This window comes from Plantibacter flavus, assembly GCF_002024505.1.
GTDB classification, from domain to species: Bacteria; Actinomycetota; Actinomycetes; order Actinomycetales; family Microbacteriaceae; genus Plantibacter; species Plantibacter flavus_A.
The window spans coordinates 711518-736848 of record NZ_CP019402.1 but is presented as its reverse complement, the minus strand read 5'-3'; the positions used below and the strand labels follow the sequence as shown (position 1 = coordinate 736848).

Sequence of the window (25331 nt, the reverse complement as noted above, 5' to 3'; positions counted from 1 at the left end):
TGAGTGTCGTACGCTCAAGTCCAACGCGGGGTGCCCGAAGCTATTCCCGGCAACGATCCTCGTCCCAGCGAACCTTCAGCGAGGGAGCCTGTCCACCGCCGCTCGACGATGCTCCAGCGCCGCGGGCAAAGCGAGGGCGGCAGCCAGCACACAGAAGCCTCCAGCGCCGACCGCGAGGCCTGGCGCGACGGCGAGCACCGGGCGCGCCCCCTCTTCGAGGCGACCGAACGCCTCAGCCTCCACCGCTGAGACAGCCGCTGCCGTCAGGAGCCCGAGGAACGTCGCGGTCACGGCATACATGAAGGCTTCGACGACGCCGGCTCCGACGATCGAGCGGTGACTGACGCCGCCCACAGCCAGCAGCGCCCGCTCGTGCACCCGCTCACGAGCAGCCATCACCACGACCGTCGCGGTGCCGGCGATCGCCAGGACGACCGTCGGACCGAGAATGGTCCAGACACCGGAGTGGTTGATGCCGTGCTCGCCGGCGGACACAAGCCCGGCCGCCCTCCTGGCGGAATCGGCGGTCTCGAACACGGTGTAGATCGAATTCGCGAGGGCGACCGCGACGTAGAGCGGAACGAGGGAGACGCCTACACGATCCAAGCGGAAGGCGCAGCCACGACGCGCGAGGTACCAAGCCGTCGACCATCGACGTGGGACGATCCATGTCCACGCCGCGAGGAACATCGCAGCGATCCGCGAGACGTGCAGCGCGATCAGCGGGATGATCAGCAACGACAGGAGCATCGCGAGGCCGACTAGGAGACCGAGCCGACTGGACACGTCGCCGCTCGCCGTACCGACCATTCCGGCCGCCACGGCGAGGACCGCCGCCGACATGACCAGGCTGAGCGCGAGCCTGAACGCGGTCGGGCGACGGCGGACGACTTCCGCGCTCAGGACCGCGTCGACCGCCGGTACCCGGAGGATCGAGCCGGCACCTTGCAGACCGGCGAGCAACAGGATGCCGATGAGCAGTGCCCAGGTCGACAGGAGCACCAGCGTGCTCGCCGGGGCATCGACGATCGCGGCGACCGCGTTGGCCTGCAGGACCCAGCCGGTGAACCGCGGTGCGACCAATAGGGCCAGTGGCAGCCCGAGCGCTCCGCCCACGGTCCCGAGCACGATCAGCTGCGATACAAGGACGCCGGCGATCCGCACTGACGACATCCCCGCGAGCTTCCAGGTCGCGAACGGTCGACGCTGGAGTTGCACCGCCAAGGAGACCGCGCTCGAGGTGATGACGAAGACCGCGAGCGAGGCCATCCCGTACATCGGCGTGCTCAGATTCCGGACGATGCGCTGTTCCCGGACGGGCAGCCGACCGGCGGCCTCCACGAGCACTCCCACGCTGACAAGGAGCGCGTTCGCGAGTGCCAGGAACAGGAGCAGGGAGATCCACACCCGCCACTGATGCAGGAGTGTGCGGAGAACGAGACCGGCCATCGTCATGCTCCCACGGACGTATGGACACTGTCCGCGCGGGCCGTTTCGATGGCGGACCAGAGCGCCTCCGGGGTGGCGGACGTCAGCTCAGCGTGGACGGAACCGTCACAGAGGACCAGCACACGATCCGCACGCGCAGCAGCGTCGAGGTCATGGGTCACCATCACCATCGTGCGTTCGGGACCGAGCGATCCGAACAGGAGGTCGAGCACGACCCGTCCTGACGACGTGTCAAGTGCACCGGTGGGTTCGTCGGCGAAGACCAATTCAGCCTGCGACAGCAACACCCGGCCGATCGCGACGCGCTGCCGTTCACCGCCTGACAGCTCGTCCGGGCGATGCCGGAGGCGCGACGACAGTCCGATGTCTGCGGCGACATCTGCGACCGCCTGACGCCCGGCTGCGCGACCGGCGAAGAGCGCGGGCAACGCGAGGTTGTCCCGCGCGTTGATGGAGGGGATCAGGTTGTAGTCCTGGAACACGAAGCCGACGGACCGCCGCCGGAATCGGGAACGACCCCATTCGGTCAGGGATGACAGCTCCGTCCCCAACGCCACGACGCTTCCACGTGTCGGAGCTCGGAGACCAGATAGGCAGTGCAGGAGTGTCGACTTCCCGGATCCCGAGGGCCCGACGACCGCCAACGACTCACCGGCGGCTACAGAAAGACTCACCCCCCGCAACACGTGGACCGGGTCGCGGCGATGCAGCGAATAGCTGAAGGAGAGATCGCGTGCTTCAAGGCTCATCGTTGCAGTGTCTTTCGTCGTTCAGGCACGGTGTCTCCACCAGCTCAGGTCGGTCGTGAGCATCGGGGCTGCTGCGCTCGATGTCCTCGTGTGCGCAGCAGCCCCCCCCCCCCCCCCCCTCATCAGCCGCCCGCGCACGCGAACAGGCTGGCCGAACTCTCCGGCTGGTTTTCGCCGCAGGCCCACCAGCTCCAGTTGCTGCCTAGCGTTCCGATGCCGCGATGCGCATCACGGCGCTGAAGGTCGAGAACCTTGTTCATGTTCATCACCTCCTCTCCGATCAAGACCGAGCGAACCCTGCGCTCGCTCGAACAGCCCGGGCTGCTGCATCAGCGGCAGCCAGGACAGGTCTCTTTGACGTTGTGCTGTGAGCGCGGCGAGGATACCTGCACTTCCAGTCGCCAAGTCGCTGGACAATCGGAGGTAGTTCTCTCCGGGAAACTGCACCGATCGTCTCCAACACAAGGCGTCGTGAGCGAGAGCGCTTCGTTGGAATTCAGCGCCGTCAGTAGCGATCGGAGCGCGATCAGCCGCGAGCGCTGCGAGTATCCCCGCACGGCCGTTGAAGAGACCAGAGAACGCGTACGTGTGGCTCGCGCAGGCGCGTCGCAGTCCCGCTGTCACAAGCGAGACGTCGTCACCGAGGTCGACCCGGTCCTGCAATTGCGCGATTGCCACAAGAACCCCCGCGCTGCCTCGGGCAAGATACGGAAGTGTTCTCCCGTTCTCCGTGTCCTCAATTCCCACGAGGTCATCAGCGTAAGAACGCGTCCGAGAAAGGTCGCGCTCGACTGCTCGGATAGCGAGTCGCATTGCGCCGAAGTCATCGTGGTGTCGCGCGAGCGTGGACAAGAACAAGGAGATACCCGACCATCCGAACAACAGCCCTGCCCGACGGTCGAGTGCCTCAGATGCGCTGGATTCACCGTCGGAGAACAGCTGTGCCGAAATGCGGGCGGCGCACTCCAGCGCAATCTCGAAGTACTCCGAGTCTTCATACTCGAGCGCTGCGCCGACGGCTGACAGGCCGATCCCTGCGAGTCCGCCGAACAGGTTGAGGCTACGCGTCCTGCCTCGCGCCTGCAATGAGCGATCGATATGGCGCTTCGCCGCATCGTGTGCACCAAGTTCGCTGAGTGCTGCAGCGACGCCCGCAAGGCCGTTGAACAAACCGGGTTTCGTATCGGGAGGTGAGGTATCGGCCGCGGCGACGAGCCATTCAGTGAGGTCTGACGTGATGTCGACATCCGCGCGCGCCAGGGAGAGCAACACTCCGGCAGCCCCGTTCGCAACGTTCACCGTTCCGAACGGGTCGGCTTGGGCCACATCGCCAGGAAAGAGTGCGCCGGACGTTGCACGGAGGGACGCCAGAATACCCTGAGCAAGTCGATCACGCGTCACTGGGTCTCCCAGCCGTTCAACGTCCCACACGGATGGCGACTCGGCCGGTGTCAGTTCGACCTGAGTCGTCAATTCACGCGGCAGTTTGACACAAGCGCGACGGATGATTTCCGCTGCCCTCGAGCCAAACGTCGCCGAGACCATGTCTATAGTCCTGTACCAGTGACCTGGGGCGAGTATCTCGATCGACCTGTTGACCTGGAAGAGGGACGCGGCGATACGTGACACTGCGAACCAGTCAGCTTCTGCAGCGGTGTACCCGTCCGGCGGAGCGTAACCCAGCGCGTTGAAGCTCGACCGCGTTCGACTATTCGGTTGCCGTCCGTCCTCGAGGTCGATGAGGCGAACCGACAGGTCGGCAAGCACAAGGACGTTGCCGGGGTGCAGATCACCAGCAACCGCTCCCTGCTGATGAAGCATCGCAACGCACCGTTCGATCGAACTCATGATGCGATCCACACAATCGACGAAGCGGGACTGCTCATCACTGGCCAGGCGTTCCCGACTGAATGGATAGTTTTTCGCCCCCCATGCACTCAGCGGCTCCCCTGGGACGTGCTCCATCTCGAGAAAGCGGTGTTCCCAAGCGGTGAACATCCGGATGGGCCGCGGAGCAATCTCAAGATGTGCCACGTGCGACAGCGTTTCACCCTCGACATTGAGCCGTTCGACTGCATCGCGTCCGCGCGCGTCTAGGCCAGCAAGAGGCCTTGCTTCTTTCACGATCGAGCGGACGGCCCCTCCACCTGACGATGCCTCGTAGACTCCTCCGCTGTTCGAGAACTTCAGCGGGGTGAGCAAGTCATAGTCATCGAGAGGTGACTGCTCGGCAGGCACCTCACGGAAGATCTTGATGGCGTGTCGTACTTTGTCCGTCATTTGAACCTCGGCAGGCATGTCGAAGTACGGCACGCGAAGGTCGGCGATCAGTCGGAACCCATCGCCGACGAGAGAAAGCACGGGCTCATCGGTTGCATCTGGGACCATCAGGGGCATGAATCCGCCGTAGCGGAGATACAGCGGACCGTCGCCGACTCTCACATCGCTCAGGATGAATGGTCCTGGCCGACCACTGAGACATGCGGAGAGGGTGTCAATCAGGCGATCCAGTTGATGAGCATCGCACGGATAGACAGTCACGAACTTTCCGCTCGCAGCCCTGTCGGCGCTCTTCGAGTTTCGTGCCACGAGACCGTCGCGGGTCGGAACGAACTTGAACGACGCGCTCATCGCCACACATACGTCAACTGTGGCCTGCAGCGTCTCAGCGGCCGCGTCAGGAGTCGCGGAGACGTGAATCTTCCAACCCTGAACGGGTAGGTCCACGTCTGGTGGAGCGCACATCTCCCAGCCGTTTTGCCGGAAGCGCCGCCAGTCGTTGGGGATACCTTGTGGCTGGAACCCGTCGCCGCGCTGCTGCGCCTTCGCAGACGAGTAGAAGGGCAGCTCCGGATGACTGAACTGGAAATACCTCTGGTCCACGAAGCGCCCTCCCTTGTTTGATATTTCAAATGTAGAGTTTAAGATGGTCGACCGCAAGGGCCTCTCTCCGCGCTACCGCCCGTTCACCACGCGGCACTAGCCTCAGTGCATGAGCACGACTCCCCCAGGTGGCACCGACGACACCGGCCGGACAGGCGGGCACGGCGACGAGGCCCCGCGTCTCGGATCCCGGCCCCGCAACTTCCCGCCACCACCGCTCGTCACCCCCGACGCCGCAGCGGCCACCGTCGACCTCGACACCTCGCAGGTCGCCGCAGTGAAGGCGCAGGCGGGCCGGAAGGGTCGCATCTTCGCGTGGAGCCTGTGGGACTGGGGCTCGGCGTCGTTCAACGCGGTCGTCACCACCTTCGTGTTCACCGTCTATCTGACGAGCGACTCCTTCGGCGAGGAGGCCGCGGTGTCGGCGTCGCTCGGGTGGGCGCTCGCGGCCGCCGGGCTGCTGATCGCGATCCTCGCGCCGGTCGTCGGCCAGCGGTCGGACTCCGCCGGTCGACGGAAGTTCTGGCTCGGCTTCAACACCTACGTCGTCGTCGCGGTCACCGCGCTCCTCTTCTTCGTCGCCCCCGATCCGGACTTCCTCTGGCTGGGCCTCGTCCTCCTCGCGGTCGGCAACATCGTGTTCGAGTTCGCCGGCGTCAACTACAACGCGATGCTCGCCCAGGTGTCGACGCCCACCTCCATCGGCAAGGTCTCCGGTCTCGGCTGGGGCATGGGGTACATCGGCGGCATCGTGCTGCTGCTCATCGTGTACTTCGGCTTCATCTCCCCCGAGGTCGGACTCTTCGGCGTCACCGGCGAGGACGGCATGGACGTCCGCGTCGCGATGCTCGTGTCCGCGGCGTGGTTCGGGGTCTTCGCCCTGCCCGTGCTGCTCGCCGTGCCCGAGTACCACGCGCCCCAGGCCGTCGCCCGGCCGCACGTCGGGTTCTTCGCCTCCTACGGCGTCCTCGCCAAGAGCATCGCGGAACTCTGGCGCGACAGCCGACAGACGCTCTACTTCCTGCTCGCGAGCGCCGTGTTCCGCGACGGGCTCGCCGGCGTCTTCACCTTCGGTGGCGTCCTGGCCGCAGGGACCTTCGGCTTCTCACCCGGCGAGGTGATCATCTTCGCGATCGCCGCCAACGTCGTCGCCGGGATCGCGACGATCACGATCGGCCTGCTCGACGACAAGGTGGGGCCGAAACCCGTCATCGTCGCGTCGCTCATCGGCCTCGTCGTCGCGGGAAGCGCCGTGTTCTTCCTCCACGAGGGCGGCGCGACGATCTTCTGGATCTTCGGGCTCATGCTGTGCCTGTTCGTCGGCCCTGCACAGTCGGCGAGCCGCTCGTTCCTGGCGCGCATCATCCCCGAGGGCCGCGAGGGTGAGGTCTTCGGCCTCTACGCCACGACCGGCCGCGCCGTGTCCTTCCTCGCACCGACCGCCTTCGCACTGTTCGTCACGCTTGGCGGGGCGCAGTTCTGGGGGATCCTCGGGATCGTGCTCGTGCTGCTCATCGGCCTCGGACTGCTGATCCCGGTGCACGCGAAGCAGGGGCGGCTCAGCTCGCGGGCCTGATGCACGGCTCCGGTGAGCCGACCGAAGGGTCCATCAGCTTGATTTCGTAATTACGATATTTGTACACTTGGGTCATGACGACCATCGACCCCGGCGATCACGAGGCACGTCTCGCGCGTCTCGAAGCCGCCGTGTTCGCCCGACCGGCCGATGAGGACACGACCACCGAGCGACCGGATGAGGTTGCGTCCGCAGCCGCGACGGGCGATGCCGACGACACCTTCTGGGCGCTCCACGGGCTCGAACAGCGCACGGCCGAGCTCGAGCACGGGGCGGTCCTCTTCACCGGCTCGGTCGTCGCCGACGGCGGACCCGTGCAGTGGCAGTACGCCAGAGCGACCGACGACCTCCTCGCGCTCGGCGACGACCCCGACGCCGTGGAATCAGCAGGTTCCGGTCCACTCGCGACCGCGGCATCGCGGCTCGCAGCCATCGGCTCCCCCGTCCGGCTGCAGCTGCTCCTGGCCGTCGCCAACGGCACCTCCGCACTCGCGGACCTCGGCGAACTCGACGGCATCGGGACGACCGGCCAGGTCTACCACCACGTCCGCGTCCTGACCGCCGCCGGCTGGCTGCAACCCGCCGGCCGCGGACGGGTCGCGGTCCCACCCATGCGACTCGTCCCGCTGCTCGTCGCCGTCGCCGCCATGGAATGACCACCGACCCCAGGAAGGACCCCGCATGACCGCCACACCACGCAGCACGTCCCGACCCAGACGGGTCTGGGTCATCGCCGCCATCAGCACCGCTGTCGCCCTCGCGGCTGGACTCGTATTCCGACCAGGACCCTCGACGCTTCCCGCGGAGGCCGCCGGCGACGCCGAACTCGCGGCGACCGTCCGCGAACTCGCCGGCCCCGACCGCAAGGCCGTGCTGGCCGTCGTCGTCACCCCGGACGGCACCCGCACCGCGACGATCGGCGCCCAGCCGGACGCCCGGTTCGAGATCGGGTCGGTGAGCAAGGCCTTCACGGGACTGTTGCTCGCCGACGCGATCGAGCGTGGCGAGGTCACCCCGGACACCAGGCTCGGTGACCTCCTCGAACTGGGCGACGCACCCGCGGCGGACGTCACCCTCGAGCAGCTCGCCACCCACACCTCCGGTCTGCCACGCCTGCCGATGGATCTCTCGACGATCCTCTCCTCAGCGTGGTTCGCACTCACGACGGCGAACCCGTACGGAGAGGACCTCGAGAAGCTGCTCGAACAGGCGCGGTCCGCGTCCCTCGACACCCCGAAGGGCACCTACTCCAACCTCGGCTTCGAACTGCTCGGCGCCGCCCTCGGCTCGGCCGCCGGCACCAGCTACGCCGACCTCCTCGAGGAGCGGATCACCGGTCCGATGGGACTCGACTCGACCAGCCCCGTGAGCGATGCAGCAGAGCTCGGCGACCACGACCTCCTCGGTGAGACCGCCGGCGGACGGACCGCCGCAGCATGGACCGGCACGGCGATCGGGCCTGCCGGTGGCATCCGCTCGGACACGGCGGATCTCGCCCGCTTCGCGGAACGACTGGCCGACGGCAGCGCGCCGGGCATCGGGGCGCTCGCCCCACAGACGGCGTTCGGCGATCGCGAGATCGGCTGGGCCTGGATCACCGATCGGAAGGCGATCGACGGTGAGGACCTCGTCTGGCACAACGGCGCCACGGGCGGCTTCGCCTCCTTCGTCGGCGTCGTCCCGGCGACCGGCACCACGGTGGTCCTCGTCTCGGCGACCCAGGAGTCGGTCGATGCGGCCGGTGTCGCCCTCCTCGAGCAGATCGGAGCAGCACGATGATCGAGATCCTCATACCCGCCGTCGTCGCCCTCGTCATCGCCTGGTTCCTCGCCCTCCAGGTCGCGCATGCGTGGAGTACGGGACGCTGGGCGGCGACCGAGCGCTACCGGCTGGTCGCCGACGCGGTCGACAGCATCGTGATCCTCGCCCTCGTGCGCGCCCTCGCCGCGCCGGTCGGCGTCTGGTCCTGGGCGTGGGTCATCGCCGTCGCGATCATCGGCTTCGGACTCGCCGGAGCCGCCCTGCGCTGGCGGTCACTCCCGTGGCACGCGCCCAAACCGAAGCGCTCACTCGACGAGCACGGGGCGACGGTCGAGACCGCGGTCGCGCCGAAGGACCGCCGGCGGCAGGTCCAGGCCGGTGTCTACGGTGTGGTCGGCGTCGCGATCGTCGCGCTCTGCTGGTGACCGCACCGAACCGCTTCACGCCGTGCGCGTCACGAGGCCCTTCCGCAGCGTGACGTTCCCGTAGGTCCTGGTCTCGCCCGTGCGGATGATGAGGAAGGCTGTGGCGGCCTCGTCGTAGTAGGCGAACCGGTCGACGAAACGCACGGCGTCCTCGGTCGTGCCGGCGGCGGCGATGAGTTCCCGCTGGACGTCGAGCACCGTGCCGTCGGCACTCGTCATGAGGTCGAGCACGGGTTCGTCGTCGAGCGGGATCACCGTGCGCACCGCCCGGAGGACCTCCGGCGTCGACAGCGTCGGGAGCACGACGACGCGTTCGCCGAGTCGAGCGGCCGGGAAGTGCGCGTCGGCGATCACCACCGTGTCCGAATGCCCCATCGCGTCCAGGTGCAGCAGCAGTTCGCCGCTCAGCACCGGGTCGATCCCTGTCAGCATGGTGACCTCCTCGTCATGGTTCCGTGTCCATCCGTCTGCCCGATCATGTCAGTCCGTCGTCGCCGACGGCCCGCGGGGGTCGAGCCGGTAGACGCGCGTCGCCGTCCCGCCACGGAGTGCATCGCGTTCCGACGGCGACAATTCGTCGACGAGACCGGACAGCTCGTGCCAGACCGCACCGTACCCGCCGCTCGTGACGGTCATCGGCCAGTCACTGCCGAGCATCAACCGCTCGGGCCCGAAGCAGGCGAGCGCGGTGTCCCAGGCCCGACGCACGTCGGCCGCCACGAACGGCCGACCGGCACGGTTGAGGCCGGACACCTTCGCGACCACGTTCGGTGGCTCCGCCGCCGCGGCCAGCTCGGTCGCCCAGCGTTCGAAGGCCTCGTCGTCGCGCGGCGGCTTCGCGAGGTGGTCGACGACGAGCGTCAGCCCCTCCTCCAGCCGCGCGAGTCCGGTGGCGTCGCTGAGCAGGCGCGGGAAGGCGTTCGGGAGGTCGAGCGGAAGCCCACGGTCCGCGAGGACCGCCGCCAACCGGCGGGCGGGGGCGGCCAGGAGCAGGCCGTCCCGGGGATCGTCGTGCAGCAGCTGACGAATGCCGCGGAACCGTGGATGCGCGCCCCAACGGTCGAGCAGCACCTCGGCCCGCTTCGCGTCGTCGATCGGCACCCAGCCGACGACGCCGGCCACCCAATCGAAAGCGTCCGATGCACTGAGCATGGACATCGTGTCGAGCTCGGTGTCGTCGGCCTGGACGAGGATCGCCGCATCGACGCCGGCCGCCTGCAGCTCTGCGGCCGCACGCTCCGGCGTGAAGTCCTCGCGAAGCGACTCGTCGGCCGAAGCGAGCCAGTGATACCCGTCGGCGCGATTCCACAGATGGAGGTGCGCGTCGATCGTCCGCATCAGCCGAGCAGCCCTCTGGTGCGCAGCTCCGTCCAGAAGGTCTCGGGGATCGGTGCCTCGAAGCGCTCCACGTTCTGGATGATCTGCTCCGGCCGCGAGGCGCCGACCGCGACCGTCCGCACGGCAGGGTGGCGGAGCGGGAACTGGAGGGCGGCTGCGGGCAGTTCGACGTCGAACCGACGGCAGATCTCGGCGATGTCGACGGCGCGGTCGAAGACCTCCGGCGGGACGGCACCGTACTCGTAGCGGCCATCCGGGTCCGGCACGGCGCGGGCCAGCAGGCCCGAGTTGAACACCGAGGCGGCGACCACCCCGACGCCGTGTTCCAGACAGGCGGGCAGCAGCTCGTCGGCCGCCGGTTGCTCGGCGAGCGTGTACCGTCCGGCGATCATGATGAGGTCGGTCAGGCCCGTGCGCACCGCGGCGAGCAGGGACGCGACGTCCATCGATCCGATCCCGACCGCGCCGACGAGTCCTTCGTCGCGGAGTGCGGCGAGCGCCGGTATCCCTTCGGAGATCCCGGACTCCGGATCGTTGCGTTCGGGGTCGTGGAGGTAGAGCACGTCGACGTGGCCGAGTCCGAGTCGTTCGAGGGACTCGTCGAGCGAGCGCCGCACGCCGGCCTCGCTCGCGTCCCACTCGCGCCGCACGGTCGCCGGGACGACGAAGTCGTTGTCGGTATCGAGCGCACCCTCCCCCGCGGGGTTCGGCACGAGGAGACGGCCGACCTTGGTGGACAGGACGTACTCGTCGCGCGGTTTCGTCCGCAGGAAGGCGCCGAGCCGACGCTCGGAGAGACCGAGGCCGTAGTGCGGAGCCGTGTCGTAGAAGCGGACGCCGTGTTCCCAGGCCGCATCGAGGATCGCCCAGGCCTCCTCATCGCTGAGCTCGCGGTAGAGGTTGCCGAGATTGGCGGCGCCGTACGCGAGCCGCGGGACGAGCAGGTCAGGCACCGGCGCCCCGGAAGGTGAATTCGGCGATCGACGTCGCGAGCATCTCCGAACCGCCGCCGGGGGCGAGCGGCGCGCGGTACCGCCCGGCGACGATCTCGACGGGCTCGACGAAGTGCTCGTGCAGGTGGTCGACGAATTCGATCATGCGTCCATCTTCGCTCCCGGACACGGCGATGAAGTCGAACATCGAGAGGTGCTGCACCGCTTCGCACAGCCCGACACCACCGGCGTGCGGGCAGACCGGGACACCGAACTTCGCGGCCAGGAGCAGGATCGTGATGTTCTCGTTCACGCCGGCGACCCGCGTGGAGTCGATCTGGAGCACCTGGAGGGCGTCGGCCTGCAGGAACTGCTTGAACATGATGCGGTTGGCCATGTGCTCGCCGGTCGCGACCGGGATCGGGGCGACGCCGCGCGCGATCGCCGCGTGGCCGAGGATGTCGTCGGGGCTCGTCGGCTCCTCGATCCAGGCGATGTCGTAGGGGGCGAGTCGGGACATCCAGTCGATCGCCTCCGCGACGTCCCAACGCTGATTGGCGTCGACCGCGATCCGGATGTCGGGTCCCACCGCGTTCCGGGCGATGGCGAGGCGACGGACGTCGTCTTCCACGTGCCCGCCGACCTTGAGTTTGACCTGCGCGAACCCGTCCGCGACCGCTTCGCGACACAGACGGTCGAGCTTCTCGTCGGAGTAGCCGAGCCACCCGGGCGTGGTCGTGTAGGCGGGGTACCCGGCTGCGAGCAGGGCCTCGATCCTGGCCTCCCGTCCCGGTTCGGCGCGACGGAGGATCGCGAGGGCGTCGTCCGGGGTGAGGACGTCGCTCAGGTAGCGGAAGTCGACGAGCTCGACGAGCTCCTCCGGCGTCATCGTGGCGAGCAGCCGCCAGAGCGGCAGGCCGGCACGTTTGGCCTTGAGGTCCCAGAGCGCGTTGACGACGGCGCCGATCGCCATGTGCATGACGCCCTTCTCGGGACCGAGCCAACGGAGCTGGGAGTCGTAGACGAGTTCGCGCCAGAAGGCTCCGAGGGCGTCGAGCACGGGCTCGACCTCGCGACCGATGAGGTGCTCGCGGAGGGCGTGGATGGCAGCGACCTCGACGTCGTTGCCGCGTCCGATCGTGAAGACGAAGCCGTGGCCCTCGTGGCCGTCGTCCGCGTCCGTCACCAGCCGCAGGTAGGCGGCGGAGTAGTCGGGGTCGGGGTTCATGGCGTCTGAGCCGTCGAGGGTGGTGGAGGTCGGGAACCGGACGTCGTGCGTCTCGAATCCGATGATGGTACTCACGTCGGCATGCTCCTTCGGGCTGGTGCCACCGAGCTTAGACATCCGATGTCTGGACTGTCAATGCGCTCATTCCAGCCGAAAAGAGCTGTCGCGGCGGTCGGCGTGGAGGGTAGAGTTCAGACGTTATCGGCTACGGAGCCGGGTCCGCACGCGGGCACCGGCGGAACCGGAAGGACCAGCATGCGCTTCGCCAGACTCGGCCCCGTGGACGGGGAGACCCCCGTCGTGTTCGCGGGCGACACCGCCTACGACCTCCGATCGATCACCCCCGACATCGACGGAGCGTTCCTCGCCGGCGGCGGCGTCGATCAGGTTCGCGCCGCCCTCGAGTCGGGTGCGCTCCCCGTCCTCGACGGCGCCGACGAGCTCCGGATCGGCGCGCCGATCGCCCGGCCGAGCGCGGTCGTCTGCATCGGGATGAACTACGCGGCGCATGCGGCGGAGTCCGGATCCGCTCCGCCCGAGATCCCGATCATGTTCCTGAAGACGCCCAACACGGTCGTCGGCCCGAACGACGACGTCCGCATCCCGCGAGGTAGCACGAAGACCGACTGGGAGGTCGAGCTGGGCGTCGTCATCGGCGAGCGCACCTCCTACCTCGACAGCCCTGAGGACGCCCTCGGCCGCATCGCCGGCTTCGTCACCGCGAACGACGTGTCGGAGCGCGACTTCCAGATGGCGGCGAGTGGTGGTCAGTGGTCGAAGGGCAAGTGCGCTCCGGGCTTCAACCCGACCGGCCCGTGGCTCGTGACGCCGGACGAGGTCGACGCCGGTACCCTGCGACTCCGCAGCTGGGTCAACGGCGAACCGCGTCAGGACTCGAGCACGGCCGACCTCATCTTCGACGTCGCCACGGTCATCTGGCACCTGAGCCAGTACCTGCAGCTCGAACCCGGCGACCTCGTCCTGACCGGCACACCCGAGGGCGTCGCGCTCTCCGGCCGGTTCCCCTACCTCGCACCGGGCGACGTCTGCGAGGTCGAGATCGAGGGCCTCGGCCGCCAGCGACAGCGGTTCGTCGACCCGGTCCCTGGAATCGCGCCGTCTGCCAAGCCGGCCGAGGCACTCGGAGCCCGCGCATGAGCGCCGGAGACACCGGCGAGCTTGACGGACTCGTCGCGATCGTCACCGGCGGCGCTTCGGGGATCGGCGCCGCCATCGTCGAACGCCTCGCCGCCGATGGTGCGAGCGTCGCGATCCTCGACCTGAACCCCTCACCCGACGAGGACTCCGCCACCCGCCTGTCGGTGCGGGCGAACGTCGCCGACGATGCGTCGGTACGCGCGGCGATCGACGCCGTCGTGGCACGGTTCGGTCGCCTCGACATCGTCGTGAACAACGCCGGTATCGGTGCGCAGGGCACCGTCGAGTCGAACGACGACGACGAGTGGCACCGCGTCTTCGACATCAACGTCGTCGGCATGGCTCGCGTGACGCGCGCGGCCCTCCCACACCTGCGCGAGTCGCCGTCGGCCGTGATCGTGAACACCGCGTCGATCGCCGCGACGGCGGGACTCCCCCAGCGCGCGCTCTACACGGCGACGAAGGGGGCCGTGCTGTCCTTGACGCGCGCGATGGCCGCCGACCACCTGCGCGAAGGCGTCCGGGTCAACTGTGTGAACCCGGGCACGGCGGACACCCCGTGGGTGGGCCGACTGCTCGACAGCGCGCCAGACCCGGCCGCCGAGCGCGCCGCGCTCGAGGCACGCCAGCCGCATGGCCGACTCGTCGCCGCGACCGAGGTCGCCGGTGCCGTCGCTTACCTGGCGAGCCCGCGATCAGGCTCGACGACCGGCACCTCGATCGCCGTCGACGGCGGGATGCAGGAGCTCCGCCTCCGCCCCGAGTAGCGAGGGCGGGGTCCCGATGCCGCCTCACGGTTCACAACTCAGGAGCGCCCCGGCGGTTCTGCCCCCGAGACCGCCACCCCCAAGGCCGACACACCTGACTCCTCCTGAATTGCGGACCGCATGGACCGGGCGGGTCCGATTGTGCAGAACTCAGGCGCGCGCCGGCGCGTCCGGCCACCGAGAGGATGATCCAGCTCGACTCACCGGGACGCTCCTGAATTGCGAACCCGGAGTCGAGGATCAGGCGGGCGAGCTACCGGTCGGTGTCGGGGCGCGGCCACGCGGCGACGAAGCGCTCGAGGAAGGCGGCGAACTGCGCCGCCTCCTCCGGTGTGAACCCCGAGAGCGCGGTCGTGACCGCGTCGCGTCGACCCCGGTGCGCCTCCTGCAGGACCGCGCGGCCGGCGGCGCTCAGCTGCACCACGCTGCGTCGACCGTCGTTCGGGTCGACCGCGCGAGCGACCTCGCCGCGCTTCGTCGCTTCGGCCACGAGCCGACTCGCCCGCGGCTGGTCGACGCCGATCGACTCCGCGAGCGCACTGATCCCCATGCCACCGGCCGCATCGTCACGAGCGAGCGCGTCCAGCATCCGGAACCGAGCCGCCTGGGCGATCGCCTGCTCGCGCGGGTGACGGGCACCACCGCCAGGACCCCAGGGCCCACCGAAGCCGGGCCCGAAGCCCGGACCGCGCCCACGTCCACGTTCGTCCTCAGCGCCGCCGTCGACGTCGTGCCGATGACCGTCCCCGTGCTCATCGTGGTGGTGATGACCGAGCCCTCCGCGCCCACCACGTCTGCCGAACCGACGGCCTGACTGGTCCCGTCGGATCTGGACGAGGGCCTGCTCGATCATCTCCACCGGGTCGGTTGCTGTGGGTTCGCTGGGCTGCGCTTGACGATCGTCGGACATACATGTCATTATACATTTACATGTAACAGAGCATGCAAATAAGGAGACCACCCATGAACACCCACACGACTTCCCCAGAGCAGTCCACCAGCCCGACCGCCGAGCGCCCGCTCGGCTTCTGGCTCCGCACCGTCGACCACGCGGTCAAGCACTCGATGCACGAGGTGCTCGCCGACAACGGCCTCGGCCGCCGCAGCTGGCGCACCCTCGAGCTCATCGCCTCCGGCGCCTCGAGCGTCGAGGAGATCGACGCCGCGCTCCCGCCACACCGCCGCGGACCGCGCGGCCCCGAACGGTTCGGCCGCCGCGGCGGGTTCGGCCCCGGTCGCGGCTTCGGTCACCCCGAGCGCACCGCCGAGACGACCGCGGACACCGTGTCCGCCGAGCGTCCGGGCGACCACGAGCACGGCCGCCCCGCTCACGATCGGGCCCTCGGGCGCGGCCACGAGTACGGTCCCGGCTTCGGTCGTGATCACCGACCCGGCGGCGCACCGTTCGGTCCCGGCCACGGCCACCACCGCGGTCCTCGTCGATCGACCGCGGACATCGTCATGGACTTCGCCGCTCGCGGCTGGGTCATCGTCGACACCGACGGCATCACCCTGACCGATACCGGTCGCGCGGCGCACGACGCGCTCCGCACCAAGGTCGACGCGGTCAGCCAGACCGTCGCCGACGCCGTCTCACCCGAGGACCTCGCGACGACGCTCGCCAGCCTCGAGAGCATCGCCCGAGCCTTCGGCCGGGACGAGCACACGGCGCACGAGCACGGCCCGCGTGGTCGCTTCGGTCGCGGCCCTCGCAGCGAGCGCTGACCGGCCGCCGGCATCTTCCGCCCATGCGGACCCCAGCCGACCACCATGCACAGAGCCCCGGGCAGCAATCGCCACCCGGGGCTCTCTCCGTTCGACCAACCATCCCGTTCTCAGGACTCCGACGCGTGTCGCCACCCACACGAGCCCGACACACCGGACATCTCCCGAGTCGGGGACGAACGGACCACACCCGACCCCGACGCCCCGTTCTCAGCACTCCGCCGCGCGTCGCCACCCACACGAGCCCGACACACCGGACATCTCCCGAGTCGGGGACGAACGGACCACACCCGACCCCGACGCCCCGTTCTCAGGACTCCGTCGCGTGTCGCCACCCACACGAGCCCGACACACCGGACATCTCCTGAGTTGGGGACGGCACCGGGGGCTTCAACTACTCCGTGAGGCCGTTCGCCTTCGCGACGTTCCCGAGCCACGCGAGGCTCGGCTTCGGCGTACGCACGAAGGTCTCACGGTCGACGGCGATGAGACCGAAGGTCGGCCGGAAGCCGCTCGCCCACTCGTAGTTGTCGAGCGCGCTCCAGTGGAGGTACCCCTCGAGCTGGATCCCGTCCTGGATGCAGGCGTGCAGCTCGCGCAGGGCGCCGTCCGTGTAGTCGATCCGACGCGTGTCGTCCGAGGTCGCGATGCCGTTCTCGGTGATCATGATCGGCACCCCGCCCGACAGCTCCCAGGCGCTCCGCACACCCTCGGCTGCGGCCGGCGGGTAGAACTCCCAACCGGTGAGCGTCGTCTCGACGCCGTCCTCGACGGGCAGCGGACCCTTCGGCCCGATGAACGTGCGCGTGTACGCCTGGACACCGAGGAAGTCGTCGCCGGCGGACTGCTCGAGGTACCAGTCGTCACGCGGGTAGCCGTACTCGCGCAGCATCTCGTCGGAGCCGGGCTCACCGTTCGACCGGAACGCCTGCGTCGCGATGGTCCAGCCGGACTTCAGGCCGGACACCTGCGAGAGCACCTCGCGCGAACGCTTGTGGGACTCGAGGAGCGCGTCGGCCACGAAGAGATCCGGGTTCGGCAGGCCGTACGCGACGAGGTTCGCCGCGTCCTCACCACCGGCGAGCATCGCGGCGATGTTCGGCTCGTTGATGGTGCAGACGTGTTCGACGCCCTCGCCGACGATCGGCAGGGTGAGCTCGGTGTACCGCGCGAAGAGGTCGGCGGCGTCCTTCGCCCGCCAGAACCCGTCGCGCTCGAACCAGCGCGGCACCGTGAAGTGCATGAGCGTGACGACCGGGTTGAGTCCCAGCTCGTGCGCGGTGTCGACCATGCGACGGTAGTGGTCGACCTCGGCACGCGAGACGATGCCGCGCTCGGGCTCGATCCGCGCCCACTCGATGCTGAACCGGTAGGTGTTGAGCCCGGCGTCGGCGAGCAGCTGCATGTCCTCGCGGTAGCGGTGGTAGCTGTCCATCGCGTCGCCCGAGGGCTCGACGATGTTCGTCCCGGCTTCGTGCTCGTGCACCCACCAGTTGCTGTTGATGTTGTTGCCCTCGATCTGGTGGGCAGCGGTGGCGGCGCCCCAGAGGAAGCCGTCGGGGAAGGTCAGCACGGGTGTTGCTCCTGTTCGTCGTGCGATTCGTTCGCCCCTTTTAGGGCGAACGAGCGTTCGCTCGCCCAAAAACGGGCGAACGGACGCGGGAGGGTCCGCTTCAGCGCTTGGCGCGGGCCGGGTTGGGGACGGCGTCGAGCAGCTGGATCGTGTAAGGATCCTGCGGGTGCTGCAGGACGTGCGCGGTCTCGCCACGTTCGACGACACGACCCTGGTTGAGGACCATGATGTTGTCGGTCACGAGTCGCGCCGACAGCAGGTCGTGCGTGATGTAGAGCATCGAGACGCCCCACTGCTCACGCAGGTCCTCGAGCAGCGCGAGCACACCGGCACGCAGCGACACGTCGAGCATCGACACGGGCTCGTCGGCGATGAGCACCTGCGGGTCGCTCGCGAGCGCCCGGGCGATCACGACGCGCTGCCGCTGTCCACCGGAGAGCTGGTGGGGCAGCTTCGCCGCGAACTGCTCGACGGGCGAGAGGCCCACCGTCTCGAGGAGTTCGAGCACGCGCTTGCGCACCGCGTCACCCTTCAGCCCGGTGAAGTTCACCACCGGACGGGTGAGGGTGTACTCGACCGTGTGCAGCGGGTTGAGCGCCGCATACGGGTCCTGGAAGATCATCTGCACGTTCTTGTGCAGGTTCCGGATGCCCTTGCGGTTCAGCTGAGCGACGTCGAGGTCGCCGAAGCGGACCGCACCGGACGTCGGCTTCTCGATGCCCGTGATGAGCTTCGCGATAGTCGACTTGCCGGAGCCCGAGGCCCCGACGAGCGCGAGCGACTGACCGGGTTCGAGCGTGAACGACACGTCGTCGACGGCCGTCACCGCGGACTCACCGCGACGCGGCGGCGGGTAGACCTTCGAGACGGCGTCGACGATGACCGCCGACTCCGCCGAGCGACCGGCACGCGACGACGCCTTCCCCGACTCGGAGCTCGCGCTCGTCGCAGTCGGGACGCTCGTGGTCGTGCCGGAGACGGGAGCCGTCCCGCGGTTCGCCCGCGACGGGAAACCGGGCAGCTCGACGACCGCGGCGCGTGGGTCGGCGTAGTGGCTGAGCAGCATCCGCGTGTACGGGTCCTGCGGACGCTCGAGGATGTCGCGGCTCGGGGCGTCCTCGACGATGCGGCCCTCGTGCATGACGAGCACACGCTGCGTCGCCTCGAGCACGACGCCGAGGTCGTGGCTGATGAGGATGGCGGTGAACCCCTCGGCCTGCTGCAGCTCGGTGATCGTGTCCATGATCGCGTGCTGCACGAGGACGTCGAGCGCGGTGGTCGGCTCGTCGAACACCATGAGGCGGGGCTCGAGCGACAGGGCCAGCGCGATGGACACGCGCTGACGCATGCCGCCGGACAGCTCACCGGGGAAGCGGGCGAGCACCTGCGGCGTCAGCCCGACCTTGCCGACCAGCTCGGCCATCCGGGCGTCCCAGCGGTCGCGGGAGACGTGACCGTGCGCCTTGAAGATGTCGACGAAATGGTTGCGGATCGTGCGGACCGGGTTGAGCGCGTTCATGCCCGACTGCAGCACCATGGCGAACCCGCCCTGACGCTGCTCACGGAGCGCCTCGTCGCCGAGCTCGCGGATGTCCTTGCCGCCGAAGAGGATCTGCCCGCCGTTGATGCGGGCCGGCGGCTTCTGCAGGCGGGTGGCCGCGAAGCCGAGCGTCGACTTCCCGGAGCCGGACTCGCCGACGAGCCCGATGAACTCACCGGCACCGACGGAGAACGACACGTGGTCGACCGCCTGGACCGGCGCGGCGCCGACGGACTCGTAGACCACGGACAGGTCGCGGACCTCGAGGAGCGCTCCGGTCCCGGCTGCCGGCGAGGATGCGCTCTCGGCCTGGAGGTTGACGGCGTTCATCGTGACTTCCCTTCACGGAGGCGCGGGTTGCTGATCGCGTCGACACCGAAGTTGATGAGGGTGAGGCTCATCGCGAGGAGCGCGATGCAGAGACCGGGGGCGAAGAGGAGGATCCACTGACCGGTGAGCAGGGCGTTGGAGTTCTGCGCCCAGTAGAGGATGGTGCCCCAGCTGACGATCGACGAGTCGCCGAGGCCGAGGAACTCGAGGCCGGCCTCCGCGAGGATCGCGCTCGTCGCGGCACCGAAGAAGCCGCCGGCGATGAGGGACGTCATGTTCGGGAGGATCTCGTTGAACACGATGCGGAACGGTCGATCGCCGGAGAAGCGGGCCGCGGTCACGAAGTCACGCGAACGCAGCGACTGCGTCTGGCTGCGGAGCACGCGGGCACCCCACGCCCACCCGGTGATCACGATGACCGCGACGATCATCACGAGCCCACCGTTCTGGAGGTACGCGGCGATGACGATCATGAGCGGCAGGCCGGGCACCACGAGGAACAGGTTGACGATGAAGTTCACGACCTCGGCGCCGAAGCCCTTGATGTAGCCCCAGCTGAGGCCGATCAGCACGGCGACGATCGTCGACAGGATGCCGGCGATGAAACCGACCGTGACGCTGATCTGCGAACCGTAGATGAGCTGGCTGAGGACGTCCTCGCCCGCCGCCGTCGTCCCGAACCAGTGCTCGGGGCTCGAGTCGGCGTTCCGGGGGAACCCGTCCTGGCTCGCGCCGTACGGTGCGAGCACCGGGGCGAAGATCGCGACGAGGATGAAGAACGCGAGGATGATCAGCCCGAGGCGGGACTTCCAGTTGGCCCAGAGCGTCGCCGCCGATCGGCCGATGAAGGCGAACTTCCTCGGCGGACGCACGGCCTGGTCGGACTGCAGTGTCTTGACGTGCTGTGTGGTGGTCATCGGCGGGTCCTTGGGTCGAGTACGCCGTACAGGATGTCGACGAGGAAGTTGGCGACGAGCACGCTCACCGTGATGAGCAGGAAGAGCGCCTGCATGAGCGGGTAGTCCTGTCCGATCACCGCGTTGAACAGGAGGAAGCCGATGCCCGGGTAGCCGAAGACCTGCTCCACGAGGATCGAGCCGCCGACCACCCCGCCGAGCGCGAGCCCGAAGCCGGTGAGGTTCGGGAGGATCGCGTTGCGGGCCGCGTACTTGATGGCGACCGTGCGACCACGGAGGCCGTTGGCCTCGGCGAAGGTCACGTAATCGTCACCGAGGGTGTTGATCATCGCGTTGCGCATGCCGATGATCCAGCCGCCGAGGCTCGTCACGAGGATCGTCAGCGCCGGCAGCACCGCGTGGTACGCGACGTCGACGATGAAGTCCCAGGTGAAGGCGGGCGTCGCCGTCGGCCCGAAGGCACCCGAGGTCGGGAACCAGTGGAGGACGTAGCCGGCGAAGAACAGCAGGAGCAGCGCGGTCCAGAAGTACGGGAACGTGCTGGCGAAGGTGCCGCTCAGCGTCGGCAGCGCGTCGAGCCAGGTGTTCCGCCGCCAGGCCGCGAGTACGCCGATGAGCGTGCCGAGGATGAAGGCGACGATCGTCACGATCCCGAGCAGGATGATCGTGTACGGGAACGCCTGCCAGATGAGCTCGCCGACCGACTGCGGGAAGAAGGTGTACGACACCCCGAAGTCGAGCGTGACGACCTGGTGGAGGTACGTGACGTACTGCTCCCAGAGGTTGCCGCCGGGGACACCGAGTTGGGCCTCGATCGCCGCACGCGTGGCCGCGGAGACCGGACCGTTCTGGGCGAGCTTCGCGATCGCGGCGTCCGTCGGTGAGCCGGGCATGAGCCGCGGCAGGAGGAAGTTCAGCGTGACCGCCGCCCACAGGGTGAGGACGAAGAGGCCGAGTTTGCGCACCATGTACACGGTCACTCACCGTCCTTCCGGAGCTTGAGGTGCGTGAACACGAGGAGCGGGGTCTGGTCGTAGGTCTGGAGCGGTGCGTACGGATTGTCCGCATCGGGCCAGCCGGTGAACTTCTTGTCGTTGTAGAGACCCCAGAGTCCGCCGTAGTACATGCCGATGACCGGGAAGTCGCTGTAGACGATCTGCTGCATCTGGTGACTCAGCCCGAGACGGGTGGCCTCGTCGGTCGTCTCCTTGTACTGGGCGAGCAGCTGGTCCATCTGCGGGTTGCGGTAGCGACCGAAGTTGCTGGACGTCGTCTCACCGATCGGCTTCGCGAACTCGCTGTTGAAGCTGTTGTTGAAGCCCTGGAACATGATGCCGTTGCCCATTCCGCCCATCGCGACCTGGAAGTCACCGCTCTGGATGGCCTGCTGGTACCCCGGCGGCTGCGGCTGCTTGATCTGCACGTCGATGCCGAGGGCGCCGAGCTCCTTGCGGACCTCCTGAACCGCGCGGAGCCAGTCCGCGTAGCCGTTGGCGGTCGTGATCGAGAAGCTGAACTGCTTGCCCGCCGCGTCGACGAGCTTGCCACCCTGCTGGGTGTACCCGGCGGCCGCGAAGGCTTCGAGGGCGCCGGCGGTGTCCTGCGTGATCATGCCCTGGTTCGGCAGCGTCGGGTCGAGTTCGTCCTCCTGGTTGGGGAGCATGAGGCTCGACTGGCCGGCGGCACCGAGGTAGCCCTCGGTCGCCGCATCGGCGATCTTGTCGCGGTCGAGCGCCAGGGCGATGCCGCGACGGACGTCCACGTTGTCGAAGGGGGCGACGTCCATGTTGGGCACGAGCCCGATCACGCCTCCCGGCGGGAACCAGAACTTGTTGTGGTCGTTGGCCGCAACCCAGGTGCCTTCGACGTTCGACAGGAACGAGTACGCCCAGTCGAAGCCCTTCGTGACGATGTCGAGTTCACCGGTGGCCGCGGGGATCACGAGGTGGTTGACCTCGATCTTGTCGGCCTGCCAGTACGTCTCGTTCTTGTCCATCGTGTACTGCTGCGAGGTGTAGTTGCCGAGGACGTACGGACCGGTGCCGACCGGGTTCGGGTTCCGCCAGGTGTCGGGGCTCTTGACGTCCTTCCAGATGTGCTCCGGGACGATGAGCGTCTGCGAGACGATGTCGGCCGCGGGAGCGTCGTCGTCGAGCAGGTGCATGATGACGTGCTGGCCCTTCACCTCGATCGTGTCGATGTGCTGCCAGGCGCCCTTCTGATCGAGTGTCGGGTACTGCTTGATGAGGTCGAAGGTGAACTTGACGTCCTCAGGGGTGAAGGCCTCACCGTCGGACCAGGTGGCGCCGTCGCGGATCGTGTAGTCGATCGTGCGGGCGTCCGGGAGGTCGACCTTCTCGGCGAGCCACGGCGTCTCCTTGCCGTCGAGCACGTTGATGATCACGAGCGGCTCGTAGATGTAGCTCGAGGCCGAGCGCTTGTTCACGAGGTAGGGGTTGAAGTTCCGCTCGAGCATCGGGGTGCCCTTGTCGGAGGCCAGCAGCATCGTGTCGGCGGGGATCGAGGGATCCGGCTCGCTCTTGATCTGGATGCTGCAGCCGGAGACGAGCAAGGCCGCCGCGGCGATCATCGCCGCTGCTCCGAGTCGTCTGCGCCTGCGGACCTTGGTCCGCTCGTGCGTCGTGTGCGTCATCGCCACCGTCCTTGCTGAAGTCTGTACCGGTTGAGTGTAAGCGCATACATTGTCCGACGCAACCCGTGTCGGACATCCCGCTCCTGTTCGCAATCCAGGAGAGCCTCGGCCTGGCGGCCTCGCGGCGGACGGACGCGTCCGCGGCACGCCGCGGGCTTCCTGAATGGTGAACGCGAGGGGAGGCGATGATCAGGACGTGATCGACTCGGAGCTCTCGCGGAGGACGACCTCCACGGGGAGTCGGACGGACATCGCGGGCAGCTTCGGCTCGGCGAGGCGACGGGCGAGCGCCTGCACGGAGACCCGGCCGAGCGTCTCCATCGGCTGCCGGACCGTCGTGAGCCTCGGAGCGGACAGGCGGCCGGCGTCGATGCCGTCGAAGCCGGTGACGATGAGCTCGTCCGGGACCGCGACCCCGGCGATCCTGGCGGCGTCGATCACGCCGAGCGCCATCTGGTCGTTGGCGCACACGACGGCCCGCGGCAGTCCGTCTCGTCGGAACAGCTCCCGACCGACCCGTCGCCCACCCTCCCGCGTGAAGTCGCCGCGGAGGGTCGGCTCCTCCGGCGCCTCGAGCGACCGATCCGCGAGAGCCGCGCGGAACCCGCTCCAGCGCTCGGCATCATCGGGCGAGCCGAGGCTCCCGGCCACATATTCGAGCTCCCGGGCACCGAGGTCGTCGATGAGGTGCGCGGTGAGCGTGCGCATCCCCTCGGCGTTGCTCACGGAGACGTGGTCGAGGTCGTCACCGCGCCGGGGCCCTGCCATCACGACGATCGGGACGTGCCGCGACAGGCGCGCGAGCTCCTCCTCGCTGGCGCTCCCGGCCAGCACCATGAGGCCGTCCACCCGACCCGCCATGTCGCGCACGGTCTGCGTCGCCGTGGACCCGCGTCCGACGCCGACGAGCAGCGCGAACCCGCTCCGCCAGGACTCCAGCTCGCAGCCGCGCAGCACCTCGTCGAAGTAGAGGTTGAGCGTCCGTGTGTCGGTCCGCTCCGGGATATCGCGGACGATGCGCGCTCCCCCGGCCGCCGCCTCGTCGCCCTCGAGGGCGATGTCCCCGAGGTCGTCCATCGCGTCGAGCCCCTGGAAGAACAGGCCGATGACGCCGGTACGGCGCGCGGCGAGCCCTCGTGCGGCTCCACTCGGGACGTACCCGAGTTCACCGACCGAGGCGAGCACGCGGTCTCGGGTGGCCGGTTTCACGTCGTCAGGGCGGCTGAGCACCCGCGAGACCGTCGCGATGGAGACGCCGGCGTGGTGCGCGACGTCGTAGACCGTCGGCGGTTTCGTCATGGGAGCGCCTTCCTTCGGCCACCAATGATACGCACGGCATCCTGCCCGCCCGGTTCACCGGCGGCGTGGGATGACGCACGGAGCGCCCTCGTCTTGCGTCACGGGAGCGCCCCACAGGAGCCGGCAACCGCATCGAACCCGAACGTTCCCTGAATTCTCGACGCTTGTCGGCTAGGCGGCCGACGTCCGCTGGCAGACTGCGGACATGACTGATCAGCATGCCAAAGCCGTCCTCCTCAACTCCCTCCACGAGCCGGGTTCCCCGCTCATCGTCACCAACGTCTGGGACGCCATCACCGCGAAGGTCGTCTCCGAGGCCCCCGGCGTCGTCGCCCTCGCTTCGGCGAGCCACTCGGTGTCGAACGTCCGTGGGCTCGAAGACGGCGGTGGCCTCGACGTCGACGAGGCGATCGCCGCCGCGAAGATCATCGTGGGCGCCGTCGACCTGCCGGTGACGATCGACTTCGAGAAGGGCTACGCGTCCGACGCGGCCGGCGTTCGTGAGAACGTCCGCCGCCTCATCGTCGAGTCGGGTGCCGTCGGGATCAACCTCGAGGACTCCGTCGGTGCCGCGAAGGCCCCGCAGTTCCCGATCGAGGAGGCCGCGGCCCGCGTCGCCGCCGCTCGCGCCGGAGCCGAGGACGCCGGCATCCCGCTCGTCATCAACGCCCGGGTCGACACCCTCGCCGGTGACCCTGAGGCGTGGGACGAGGCCGTCGCTCGCGCCAACGCCTACCTCGAGGCCGGTGCGGACGTCGTCTTCTTCCTCGGACTCGGTACGGAGGAACTCGTCGCCAAGGCCATCGAGCAGGTGCACGGACGCATCTCGGTCATCGGCTACCCCGGCGCGGTCCCGCTCAAGCGCCTGGCCGAACTCGGCGTCTCGCGCGTCAGCTTCGGCCCCGGCACCCTCGGCCTGACGCTCGCCGCCCTCCAGCGTGCGGCGACAGGCCTCACCGAGCTCGGCGAGTACCCCGAGGACCTCGGCTTCTCCTTCGAGCTCTGATCCTCGACTGACGACCCGTTCT

Annotated in this window: 23 protein-coding genes; 8 read left to right on the top strand and 15 right to left on the bottom strand. The window is 68.6% G+C overall.

Annotated features, from left to right (window positions below; translation table 11 throughout):
• Positions 1-75: 75 nt before the first annotated feature.
• The 4 genes from BWO91_RS03480 to lanKC all read right to left on the bottom strand — a co-directional run bounded on the left by BWO91_RS03480 (position 76) and on the right by lanKC (position 5081).
• Positions 76-1449, bottom strand: coding sequence for an FtsX-like permease family protein (locus BWO91_RS03480; protein WP_167620432.1), 1374 nt, complete (start codon positions 1447-1449; stop codon positions 76-78).
• 2 nt (positions 1450-1451) lie between these two features.
• A complete protein-coding gene (locus tag BWO91_RS03475) occupies positions 1452-2198 on the bottom strand; it encodes an ABC transporter ATP-binding protein (protein ID WP_079001262.1) in 747 nt (248 codons plus the stop codon).
• Between the two features lie 122 nt (positions 2199-2320).
• Positions 2321-2458, bottom strand: a complete 138-nt coding sequence (locus tag BWO91_RS19580) for a hypothetical protein (RefSeq protein ID WP_153303372.1) — start codon at positions 2456-2458, stop codon at positions 2321-2323.
• Positions 2427-5081: a class III lanthionine synthetase LanKC gene (gene lanKC, locus BWO91_RS03470; protein ID WP_079001260.1), complete on the bottom strand. Its 2655-nt coding sequence runs from the start codon at positions 5079-5081 to the stop codon at positions 2427-2429. Before lanKC ends, BWO91_RS19580 begins: the two co-directional genes overlap by 32 nt.
• 109 nt (positions 5082-5190) lie before the next feature.
• Between lanKC and BWO91_RS03465 the strand changes: the two genes are divergently transcribed.
• The 4 genes from BWO91_RS03465 to BWO91_RS03450 all read left to right on the top strand — a co-directional run bounded on the left by BWO91_RS03465 (position 5191) and on the right by BWO91_RS03450 (position 8843).
• Positions 5191-6657, top strand: coding sequence for an MFS transporter (locus tag BWO91_RS03465; protein WP_079001258.1), 1467 nt, complete (start codon positions 5191-5193; stop codon positions 6655-6657).
• A 74-nt stretch (positions 6658-6731) separates the two neighbouring features.
• Positions 6732-7313 (top strand): ArsR family transcriptional regulator, encoded by a 582-nt coding sequence (locus BWO91_RS03460; RefSeq protein ID WP_153303371.1) that lies wholly within the window; start codon positions 6732-6734, stop codon positions 7311-7313.
• A 25-nt stretch (positions 7314-7338) separates the two neighbouring features.
• Entirely contained in the window at positions 7339-8436 is a 1098-nt protein-coding gene (locus BWO91_RS03455) for a serine hydrolase domain-containing protein (RefSeq protein ID WP_079001256.1), read from the top strand.
• Complete coding sequence (locus tag BWO91_RS03450) at positions 8433-8843, top strand: hypothetical protein (protein ID WP_079001255.1); 411 nt, start codon at positions 8433-8435, stop codon at positions 8841-8843. Before BWO91_RS03455 ends, BWO91_RS03450 begins: the two co-directional genes overlap by 4 nt.
• A 15-nt stretch (positions 8844-8858) precedes the next feature.
• Here BWO91_RS03450 and BWO91_RS03445 read toward each other — a convergent pair whose 3' ends face one another.
• From BWO91_RS03445 to BWO91_RS03430, 4 genes are read right to left on the bottom strand one after another with little or no spacing between them, the layout of a single operon-like run.
• Entirely contained in the window at positions 8859-9275 is a 417-nt protein-coding gene (locus tag BWO91_RS03445) for an RbsD/FucU family protein (protein ID WP_064297148.1), read from the bottom strand.
• A gap of 48 nt (positions 9276-9323) precedes the next feature.
• Positions 9324-10181, bottom strand: a complete 858-nt coding sequence (locus BWO91_RS03440; protein WP_079001253.1) for an amidohydrolase family protein — start codon at positions 10179-10181, stop codon at positions 9324-9326.
• Complete coding sequence (locus BWO91_RS03435; RefSeq protein ID WP_079001252.1) at positions 10181-11134, bottom strand: aldo/keto reductase; 954 nt, start codon at positions 11132-11134, stop codon at positions 10181-10183. Before BWO91_RS03435 ends, BWO91_RS03440 begins: the two co-directional genes overlap by 1 nt.
• The gene (locus BWO91_RS03430; RefSeq protein WP_079003822.1) at positions 11127-12416 is read right to left on the bottom strand and encodes an L-fuconate dehydratase; all 1290 of its coding nucleotides are present in this window, start codon (positions 12414-12416) and stop codon (positions 11127-11129) included. Before BWO91_RS03430 ends, BWO91_RS03435 begins: the two co-directional genes overlap by 8 nt.
• A gap of 180 nt (positions 12417-12596) precedes the next feature.
• Between BWO91_RS03430 and BWO91_RS03425 the strand changes: the two genes are divergently transcribed.
• Both BWO91_RS03425 and BWO91_RS03420 read left to right on the top strand, forming a co-directional pair.
• Positions 12597-13499: a fumarylacetoacetate hydrolase family protein gene (locus tag BWO91_RS03425; protein ID WP_079001250.1), complete on the top strand. Its 903-nt coding sequence runs from the start codon at positions 12597-12599 to the stop codon at positions 13497-13499.
• Positions 13496-14266, top strand: a complete 771-nt coding sequence (locus BWO91_RS03420; RefSeq protein WP_079001248.1) for an SDR family NAD(P)-dependent oxidoreductase — start codon at positions 13496-13498, stop codon at positions 14264-14266. Before BWO91_RS03425 ends, BWO91_RS03420 begins: the two co-directional genes overlap by 4 nt.
• A 253-nt stretch (positions 14267-14519) precedes the next feature.
• Here BWO91_RS03420 and BWO91_RS03415 read toward each other — a convergent pair whose 3' ends face one another.
• Positions 14520-15176 carry a MarR family winged helix-turn-helix transcriptional regulator gene (locus tag BWO91_RS03415; protein ID WP_240555663.1) on the bottom strand — a complete coding sequence of 219 codons (657 nt, stop codon included), beginning with the start codon at positions 15174-15176 and terminating at the stop codon, positions 14520-14522.
• Between the two features lie 53 nt (positions 15177-15229).
• On the opposite strand from BWO91_RS03415, the gene BWO91_RS03410 reads away from it, so the two are divergent.
• Positions 15230-15991: a hypothetical protein gene (locus BWO91_RS03410; protein ID WP_079001245.1), complete on the top strand. Its 762-nt coding sequence runs from the start codon at positions 15230-15232 to the stop codon at positions 15989-15991.
• Between the two features lie 394 nt (positions 15992-16385).
• Here BWO91_RS03410 and BWO91_RS03405 read toward each other — a convergent pair whose 3' ends face one another.
• The 6 genes from BWO91_RS03405 to BWO91_RS03380 all read right to left on the bottom strand — a co-directional run bounded on the left by BWO91_RS03405 (position 16386) and on the right by BWO91_RS03380 (position 24303).
• Positions 16386-17564: a glycoside hydrolase family 1 protein gene (locus tag BWO91_RS03405; RefSeq protein ID WP_064297142.1), complete on the bottom strand. Its 1179-nt coding sequence runs from the start codon at positions 17562-17564 to the stop codon at positions 16386-16388.
• Between the two features lie 100 nt (positions 17565-17664).
• Positions 17665-19434 carry an ABC transporter ATP-binding protein gene (locus BWO91_RS03400; protein WP_079001243.1) on the bottom strand — a complete coding sequence of 590 codons (1770 nt, stop codon included), beginning with the start codon at positions 19432-19434 and terminating at the stop codon, positions 17665-17667.
• Complete coding sequence (locus tag BWO91_RS03395; protein ID WP_064297140.1) at positions 19431-20351, bottom strand: ABC transporter permease; 921 nt, start codon at positions 20349-20351, stop codon at positions 19431-19433. The genes BWO91_RS03400 and BWO91_RS03395 overlap by 4 nt, the downstream gene beginning before the upstream one ends.
• Positions 20348-21319 (bottom strand): ABC transporter permease, encoded by a 972-nt coding sequence (locus BWO91_RS03390; protein WP_079003821.1) that lies wholly within the window; start codon positions 21317-21319, stop codon positions 20348-20350. Before BWO91_RS03390 ends, BWO91_RS03395 begins: the two co-directional genes overlap by 4 nt.
• A gap of 8 nt (positions 21320-21327) precedes the next feature.
• Positions 21328-23004, bottom strand: coding sequence for an ABC transporter substrate-binding protein (locus BWO91_RS03385; RefSeq protein WP_079001241.1), 1677 nt, complete (start codon positions 23002-23004; stop codon positions 21328-21330).
• Between the two features lie 189 nt (positions 23005-23193).
• A complete protein-coding gene (locus BWO91_RS03380; protein WP_079001239.1) occupies positions 23194-24303 on the bottom strand; it encodes a LacI family DNA-binding transcriptional regulator in 1110 nt (369 codons plus the stop codon).
• Positions 24304-24508: 205 nt separating this feature from the next.
• Here BWO91_RS03380 and BWO91_RS03375 point away from each other — a divergent pair, with 205 nt between their 5' ends.
• A complete protein-coding gene (locus BWO91_RS03375; RefSeq protein WP_064297138.1) occupies positions 24509-25309 on the top strand; it encodes an isocitrate lyase/PEP mutase family protein in 801 nt (266 codons plus the stop codon).
• Positions 25310-25331: the final 22 nt, after the last annotated feature.